General features: G+C 46.3%; 5 protein-coding genes. All 5 read right to left on the bottom strand.

Annotation, left to right across the window (positions count from 1 at the left end; translation table 11 throughout):
• The coding region (locus QU605_RS15195) for a hypothetical protein (RefSeq protein ID WP_289726187.1) at positions 1–500 on the bottom strand (500 nt) is incomplete at its 3' end.
• Positions 501–1230: 730 nt separating this feature from the next.
• Positions 1231–4905 (bottom strand): T9SS type B sorting domain-containing protein, encoded by a 3675-nt coding sequence (locus tag QU605_RS15190; RefSeq protein WP_289726186.1) that lies wholly within the window; start codon positions 4903–4905, stop codon positions 1231–1233.
• A gap of 250 nt (positions 4906–5155) precedes the next feature.
• Positions 5156–7081: an OmpA family protein gene (locus tag QU605_RS15185; protein WP_289726185.1), complete on the bottom strand. Its 1926-nt coding sequence runs from the start codon at positions 7079–7081 to the stop codon at positions 5156–5158.
• 12 nt (positions 7082–7093) lie between these two features.
• Positions 7094–8044 (bottom strand): PorP/SprF family type IX secretion system membrane protein, encoded by a 951-nt coding sequence (locus QU605_RS15180; protein WP_289726184.1) that lies wholly within the window; start codon positions 8042–8044, stop codon positions 7094–7096.
• Positions 8045–8056: 12 nt separating this feature from the next.
• Positions 8057–8644: T9SS type B sorting domain-containing protein (locus QU605_RS15175; protein ID WP_289726183.1), on the bottom strand; the 588-nt coding region annotated here is incomplete at its 5' end.

The following is an 8644-nucleotide window of genomic DNA, read 5'->3' as shown; positions in this document are numbered from 1 at the left end:
GCATCTGTAAAATCATAGGTCCCGTCTCCATTGTCGGTAAGGGATACGGTTCCGGCTGCTGCATTGATCTCGTCGATCGCTGCCTGTACATCTGTAGCTGCGAGGCCGCTGGCTGTATTGTCGTAACCAACTTCTGTAGCTGTCTGGTCATCAGTATTGATAAGGACCCCAATATCAGCAATAGGTACACTCACAGAATTTCCATCGCTATCTGTAAGTACCAAATCTGTACCGACAACGGAAAAGGTGATATTGGTAGTATTGGTATCTGTAGAAGTACGCTCCCAGGAATCCCCATCCCAAAAATAAATTGTCCCCGTATTCGTGTTGACATAAATATCCCCGATATCAGCTCCGGCTGGAGTTATTGAGCCTGCAACTGAAACATCAGTTCCGCTGAGGACTTCACAATTACACTGATCCTCCAGGGTAACCGTTGTCTGGGAAAATCCCAGCCCGGAGACCAGGAGGAAAAAAAGCAGTACACTAAACTTTTTCATCGTACTAGATTTTGCTTGAAACAATTCCAACCGGGGAAATTGGAAGAATGTTGAGTTTGGGTGGTATGGTATATTTCCAGCGTCACTTGCAGGCATGGGCAAATCACTGTTGTTTTGCCCTACAGGATACTTTGAAATCTGATTCCGATACATTTAAACGCAGATTAATGCCTTACAAAATTAACCGGAGGTGTAGGGGAGGGAAATTAATGTTGTGAAGTTGCAGGAATGGAATGTAAAGCAACCTTTTTTTGAGGTTAGGCAGCTTGCATTTTATCGATAAGCCCACTGATATTAGTCAGTAGAAGCGCATACCCCATCTCAATATGGAATTTCAAATAGTACTGTATCAGGTGGATAATTTGATATTTCTCACCCAATTATCGGATAGACAAAGTACACCTCAAAAGTGGTGCAAAATTGACCTGAAATACACTTCGTTTTTGGTATAAAAATGAACGTCATACATAGAAATCTGAGCTGAGATTGCTCAGAAAGAGTCGCAGAATTATTTCCATTCGAACCAAAATACTTCAAACAAAAATTGGTCGGCAGACACCTGAATGTGGGCAGAAAGAGAGCGCGTTTACATAGTTGGGAGGTCAGTGTCCCAAACCCGTATAAGAGTGACAATTCTTGGACGTAAAAAGCCCTTAAATGGTCTATACAGGAATCTTAGGCAGCGTTCCCCATAATCCGAAAAGTTACGTTTCAAAGTAAAAAAGCCGTGCTACCGAATAAGCTGAATCCATCCTTTTGTAGTACCTATTTCCGGACCCAGGTCTAAAATATAATAATAAGTGCCTTTAGGAACTTGCTTCCCATATTGGGTTCCATCCCATAACTGCTCTTCAACTATATTTTGAGCTTCAAAAACGAGTTGTCCATAGCGATTGAATACCTGAATACTGTTGTCCGGGAAAGTTGCTATATCCCGAATGACCAGGAAGTCATTTATCCCATCCCCATTAGGTGAAAACTGGTTAAATACAAAGCCCGGTGGAACTACCAGGGGATCGTTAACATCTACCTCTACACTGTCAAAATTATTGGTCTGTTCTTCGTCCGGAGGCAGGGAACTTAAAATTCGTGCATTATTGACAAAGTCACCTTCCCTGGGAACTGTAACGGCAATCCGCAATTCTGCCTGCTGCCCGGGACTCAGATTCTGAATGGTCCAATTACCGGTTTCCAGATTGTATGAATTTCCCTGAATAGGTGAGAATACATGATAGAGATATTCAAATCCACTTTCTGAAACCGGGCCTATAAAGTCTTCTACCCGTATATTACTCACGATACCCTCATTTGATTCGTTTCGCACCAGCACGAGGAAAATCACTCGTGATCCTGTAAGGGGCGCAACCCGTCCTCTTTGAAACCTTCCGCCATCCACTGACGCGTATTTCTCCAGAACCAGGTCTACACCATCCGGAACTCCTAACTCCAGCACAACCGTACTCAAATCATTTGACGGATTATTGTCCTGAGGAAAAGATTCCAACAGTTCTGCTGTATTGGTATATACACCGTTCGCGAGTACAGTGGCACGGATTTCGAGGGATTCAGAAGCCTGTGGCGCGATTTCCTGTATTGACCAGAGTCCTGTTTGTGGGTTATAGGCCCCTGCAGATGTAGTGTGGGAAATATATGAAAAGCCGGTTTCAAGAAAATCTCCTACCTGCACAGCTGCAGCTCTGGCATCCGCCAGGTTGTTTAGAACAATCGAAAAAATTACTTCGTCCCCAATGACAGCCTGAGGGTTATCAATGGATTTCAGAACTTCGAGGTCAATGGGATCGGGTTCACAATCCGCACTAAAATTCGGGCTGCATGGATCAAGCGGATCGGAACCGTTCTCCCGTTCTTCCCCATCGCTGATGCCATCGCCATCTGTATCACAGCCCAGGCTGAATATATCGGGTATACAGGGATTGTCATTGGCAGGATCCTGTTGGTCGTTTACTCCATCGGCGTCTGAGTCCCTTATATTTGAATCAAGGGCATCAATAAGATCATCCCCGTCCTCATTTTCAGGATTTTCAGGGTCTGTCCCCACTTCTGCTCCATCGTCAATACCATCCCCGTCCGTATCCGGGTCATTGGGGTCGGTTCCCAGGGAGGCCTCCACACCGTCCAAAAGCCCATCCCCATCCGTGTCCTCATCGCAGTTCGTAACCGTAATCTGCACATCCACAGATTGGTTCGAACAGGGGGGCTGTGCCGTAGTAGTGGTATACCTGAAGACGTATTCGCCGTTTGGTAGTCCACTAAAATTAACAATATTACCGGGCAAAATCGTTAGGGATGTGGGAGCCTCAATGACTTCCCATGTGCCCGGATCGGCATCCTCCAGCCGATTATCCAGGTCTATCGCAGTCGGACCGAACTGAGCATTGCTGCAGGAAGATCCGGCAGAAGCAATGCCAGGATCCGGTAACGGAATAATGTCGGCCACAATAGGAAGCCTCGGGGAGGAAGCACAACCATTGGCAAACGCTTCCACCCAGTAGGTGGTCGCAGTGTCCAGGACAGGCGTTGTAAAAAGATTCCCTATAAAAATAGGTGTGCCTCCGGTTTCACTATTGAACCACCGGATATCAGGGACGCTTGAACTATTTGGCACTGATCCGTTGGCTTGTAGGGTAAGGGATGATGGACCACAGCTCTCCTGGGGTATAACCTCAGTGATGGATGGTGTTTGACCTCTGACCAATGTGATCTCAAGGGTGGGGCTGGCGCAGGAATTTGCTGAGTCGTAAAAAAACCCAAAATAAGTGCCAGGAGTGGGGTTATTGACCTCTGTATCGGAAAGATGACCATTGACGATCAACGGATCGGGATTCCGGCTCCAGGTCAGGCTGGTCCCCGGGGGTGGGCTACTGCTAGTGAAGCTATTCAGGGGAGGGAGTTGATCCTCAGAACAGAAAACGGTCGGGAGTTCCGTGTCTAGCAGTGGTGCTGAATTTCCAGCCTCGCAGGAATCACATGCCGCTGGGCTGACCGTAATCAATGTAGTTCCGGAAACAGACAGTTCGGGATCTCCAGAAATCCCCCCGAATTCCACAATATATCCCCTTGAAGCATAGACGCCATTGCCACCCTCATTGGTAAGGTCATTCCAGGATCCCGGAAAAGTCGTAACAGCAGGGTCTGTTATATGGGCATAATCTTCCCCCCCAGATGCTGAGGCGTTATTAGGTTCACCTGTGTTCCAGAAAGCGAACGTGAGTTCGGTACCGTTAATCCCCCCACTCCAGAATGATGTGCCGGCTTCTGGTCCGGTAACCCATTGCCAGTCGCCTTCCCGGGCTGCGTCAGAAGCTCCAATCCAACCCATACCTGTCGTCTGGGAAGTTGAAAAGTCCGATTCTTCCTGGGATGTCAGGGTAACAAGGTATCCTTGTAATCCATAATACCTCTGAGCAGAGGCTGCATCCCGGGCTTGTGTCCATGTAATTCCAGGGGCACTGATAAACTGATAGTAATGACCTGTCAGGGGCAGGTAATCAGCATTTGCAACCGTAATTAAAATCCCCCGGGTGCCTGAAGGGTCGGACGCACTGCTCGAATAAACGACATCTCTAACTGCCGCTTCAAATGCTCCCAACTGGGCCGGACCGGTAAGAGTGAGGATTCCCCGGGATGCATTCCACGTGTCCGAAATGGACGGATGTGAACCCGTAAGCTGCAATAGGTCCTCTCCAGGTACAAAGCCTGCAGAAATCTGTACGACTACCTGGAAAGCCGTGGAACTATCTGAATCTGAAATCTGGATGCTCTCAACCACTGGCAAACTGGAGCCTGGACAATAATCCTGATCCCCTGATACGGTTAATACGGGCAATTGATCAGGATTCGTGGACAACCCTGTTACAAGTACATTGTCAATACTGTAATTTTCATTCTCGGCAGTATTGTGAAAACGCGCCCTGAGTTGGAGCGTTGCGCCAGACAGGCCGGTTACTTCATAGAAGGGGTCGATGGGCTGAGACGAGGAACCCGATCGGTTAAAAACGGCTGTCCAGTTTCCCCCATTGATGCGATACTGCAGGTTAAAACGGTCCCGGGAACCCCCTGAATTCTCGAACTCACCGGTGTCAAAAGCACCTGTATCTAAACTAAAACGCACATTGGTAAATCCCGAAATATCAATAGGGTCCGTTACCCAGACAATTGGATTGGAAAAGGTTGAACCTCCTACGTCATCTGTGTTACTGGCTAAGAGCAACCCATCATTTATTGCGGCACCGCTCTGAGAATTCCAACCCGCCTGGGATACACCGTTTCCGTTTCCGTTTAGCGTACCATTTGGATACGAATTAAAATTCTCATTCCAGATAGTGACCTGAGCTTCAAGGCTCATGGAGCAGCAGAAAAATATGGCCATAGTGAATCTGGCCATTTGGAAGGCTTTTATCAAGTAGATCTTCGTTATAATTTCAGAAATGAAAGACATCAAGCTGGATGGCACAGGCCTTTTAAATCTCAAAATACAACTGAAAAATACCGGACTCCTAAAAACGTCGGGGAAGTGTCAATTTTACAGGTATAGTTCAATACCTGATATCATATTAGAGGTACAAAGCAAAACGGAAGCCTCCCTTTAAAGAAATACGAGTTGGCTTACCCGATGGTAGTGCACTCCACAAGATCTACTCGTAGATGATGAATTCGGAGCGCCTGTTTTTCTGATGCTCCGCAGCAGAGCACCGAACACCATCATCGCAATCGTTCAGTAATTGGGTTTCTCCATATCCCTCTGCCTGCAGTCTATCGGCAGCAATCCCTTTAGAAATCATATAATTCACTGTAGCCTCTGCCCGTTTCTGTGACAGCCATAGGTTATAGGCATCCGGGCCACGGCTATCTGTATGGGAGTTGGCTTTTATCTTAAGACTGGGGTACTTCTCAAGAGCCGCCATTACTTTTTGCAATTCCACTTCGGCATCAGGCCGAATGTCGTATTTATCAAAATCAAAATAAATCGTACTTAGCTGAAGTAGTTTGGCCAGATCAGATCCAAATCCGGCAGAAAGGGTTTCAGGGTCTAAATAGAGATCAATCACCTGCGGTTGCCCTTCAGAAGGAGAAATGAAGACCTCTGCTGGAACGTAACCCTGTCGGGAACCTCTGATGAAGTTGCCCTGATCGCAATCTATTGAAAGTTCGTATTTGCCTTCGGTATCCGTAACCGTTGAAATTACTTCCTCATTCGATTCATCGATTACCCGGACAGTGGCTCCAGCCAGGATTTCATTGGTGATTTTATCCCGAACAGTACCTGTAATTACCTGTACGCACTCAAAGCTGAGTCGCTCTGTTTCAACAAAACCGTAAATGTCATCACCTCCCAGACCGCCTTCCCGATTGGAAGAAAAATATCCCATTCGCGTATCCCCATCGATAATATAAGTAAAGTCATCCATTGGGGAATTTACGGGCCTGCCGAGATTCTTAACTTCAGGGTTCTGTCCGAGTTTACTTATAGGGACCGCAAACAAATCCAGGCCACCCAGGCCAGGTAATCCATCTGAGGCAAAGTACAGTACCTCCTCAGAGTCGATAAAAGGAAATGTCTCCCGTGATTCCGTGTTCACTTCAGGACCAAGATTTTCAGGAGTGCCAAAACTTCCATCTTCGTTTATGGCAACTTTGAAAATATCGGAAAATCCATACGTCCCGGGCATATCCGAAGCGAAAAAGAGCGTTTTACCATCCGGACTGAGCGCGGGGTGGGCCACTGAATAGGAATCGCTGTTAAAAGACACCTCTTCAACATCAGTCCAAATACTATCCCTAAGGAAAGCCCTATAAATTTTAAGACGGACATACCCATCCTCATCGGTTACGACATACCCATCCCTATTATTGTTCCTCGTAAAATACAGGGTTTGTCCGTCCGGGCTTAAAACCGTAGTAGATTCATGCCAGCGCGAATTCACCTCCTTGAGTTTTTCAACAGCAGATTCACCAATGGTGTCTCGTCCAGCCTGATAAACATCCATAAAATCGCGTGAATTCCAGGAATGTCTGTATCTCGCAAGATTACCGGTATCCCGATCTGATGAGAAAAGGAGGTTCTCTCCGTAGAAGCTGGGGGCAAATTCTAAATAGGATGTATTGTAGGGGAAATGCTGGAGCGTGTACCGATCACTATTGGCCTTGATCGCTTCCAAATAATCAAAGTCCGGAGTACCCCCTGCCAGATCTTGTTGACCGGATCGTTCATAGAACATATCCATCGCTTGCTCAGCGGCTTCGATATCTCCGGTACTTTTAAGTGTTTGAGCGTATCTGAAGGCATAGGCGGGATCGGATGTCTCAGGAAATTCTTCAAAAAGCCTTGTGTATACTGCCGCAGCTTCAGCATATTCGGCATTAAAATAGTGTGAATCCCCCAATTTTTGCAAAACTTCAGCAGAGACATATCCCTTGTCCAGCACATACTGGTAAATGTCCTGGGCAGGTTTGAAAGAATACGTCTTGTAGGCTTCATTTCCTTGCTTCACAAGCCGTTCCTGACCCGTTAACAAAACGGGAATCAAAAGCAGGAATAAAAACTTGTTAACTTTCTTCATGTATCTTACCCTTTAGAAGAAGCGAGGCGAAATCAGTCCCTGGAAGGACTTAACAAGCTCCCATCTTAGAAAAATCTCGAACGAACCATCGTTAAACTGCGTACCGCCTAAAGCGGTAGTTTCACGATCGTAAGCCAACCCGAGCATTAGTTGATCACTTAATTGAAATCCTATCAGACCACTTACTGCGGCATCCCAGCGATAAGCTGCCCCGAAGGAGAACTTCTCATTGAACAGAAAGGTTGCCGAAAGGTCCACCTGTAATGGAGCTCCACTAACAGCCTTTGTCAGAAGCGCCGGTTTCAATTTTAAATTATAATTCAGGTCAAAAACATATCCGGTAATAAAATACAGGTTGACCCTTTCCGTAGAGAGAAACTGAATCTCATTGGAATCCTGGGAATTGTTGTCAAAATATTCGGTTTCCAAGAGGTTTGGAGCCGATAAGCCCGCATAGAATCGATCAGTATGATAATATATCCCTACCCCAAAATTCGGGGAGAACTGATTATCTATGTTCGTCTGGTCAACAGGTTCCTGATCAAAATTCAACAATCCGCTAAAATCAAGACTCAACAGACTTCCACCTGCCTTGAGTCCAAAGGACAGTTTAGCGAATTCAGAAACGTCCACAGTATAGGAAACTGCAGCGTCCAAATACGTTTCCTGTACCACACCATCCCCAATATTGTCATGCACGACAGACACCCCATACCCTATTCTACTGTCCCGTATGGGCGAATGAAAATTGAGGGTAAAGGTTTCCGGAGCTCCCTTGAGCCCTGCCCATTGCGACCGATATAAAGCTGCCATACTTAGTTGTCCTCGGGACCCGGCATAGGCGGGGTTGACACTCATGGTATTGTACATATACTGAGTATACTGAGCATCCTGTTGTGCCTGAGAAGCCGCACCCCATAAAGCTAAGGTCAAAAGAACCGTATTTCTAACTATTTTAAACATGCTTCAGCCTGGTTATTTACTGATATACAAATATCCGTTATCGGTTATCTTTTCCTGATTCAATTCGTATTCAAAGATATAATAATAGACTCCTGCTGGTAAATACGAACCAACATTGACAGTGGACCGACCTCTGGACCGACCATCGAATATATTATTTTGATTATTATAATTAGTACCCTCGTAGACTGCAATACCCCAGCGGTTAAAAATCTTTAATCGATTATTGCGTGCTAAATCCACATTGCGGATAAATAGGAAGTCATTTCGACCATCCCCATTTGGGGTCACCAATTGATTCACCTGTATGAGATCATTCCCGGGATCCCCGATGAATGGATCCAGGTAATCAGGGGTTCCGTCTCCATCGCTATCGTCATCCGTCGGATCTGTATTTCCATTTGCATCCTCATCCGGGGTATCGATATTATCCCCGTCATCATCAATATCCCGATAGTTTACATCACCTTCGCCATCCGTATCCGGAAGGTCTGTAGCAGGATCCTCGATCTCGTCGTTGACATCGAAGGGATCGTTTACATTACTTCCCTCATACCCGTCATCAAGACCATCACCATCCGTGTCTGTACCTGTAAAGGT

This window comes from Robiginitalea aurantiaca, from assembly GCF_030380815.1.
Taxonomy (GTDB): domain Bacteria; phylum Bacteroidota; class Bacteroidia; order Flavobacteriales; family Flavobacteriaceae; genus Robiginitalea; species Robiginitalea aurantiaca.
This window is presented reverse-complemented; position numbering and strand designations above follow the sequence as displayed.

Bases quoted from the DNA above. Each gene is read 5' to 3' on its own strand.
- QU605_RS15190 (WP_289726186.1), bottom strand. From the start codon at position 4,905: ATGGCCAGATTCACTATGGCCATATTTTTCTGCTGCTCCATGAGCCTT.
- QU605_RS15185 (WP_289726185.1), bottom strand. From the start codon at position 7,081: ATGAAGAAAGTTAACAAGTTTTTATTCCTGCTTTTGATTCCCGTTTTG.
- QU605_RS15180 (WP_289726184.1), bottom strand. From the start codon at position 8,044: ATGTTTAAAATAGTTAGAAATACGGTTCTTTTGACCTTAGCTTTATGG.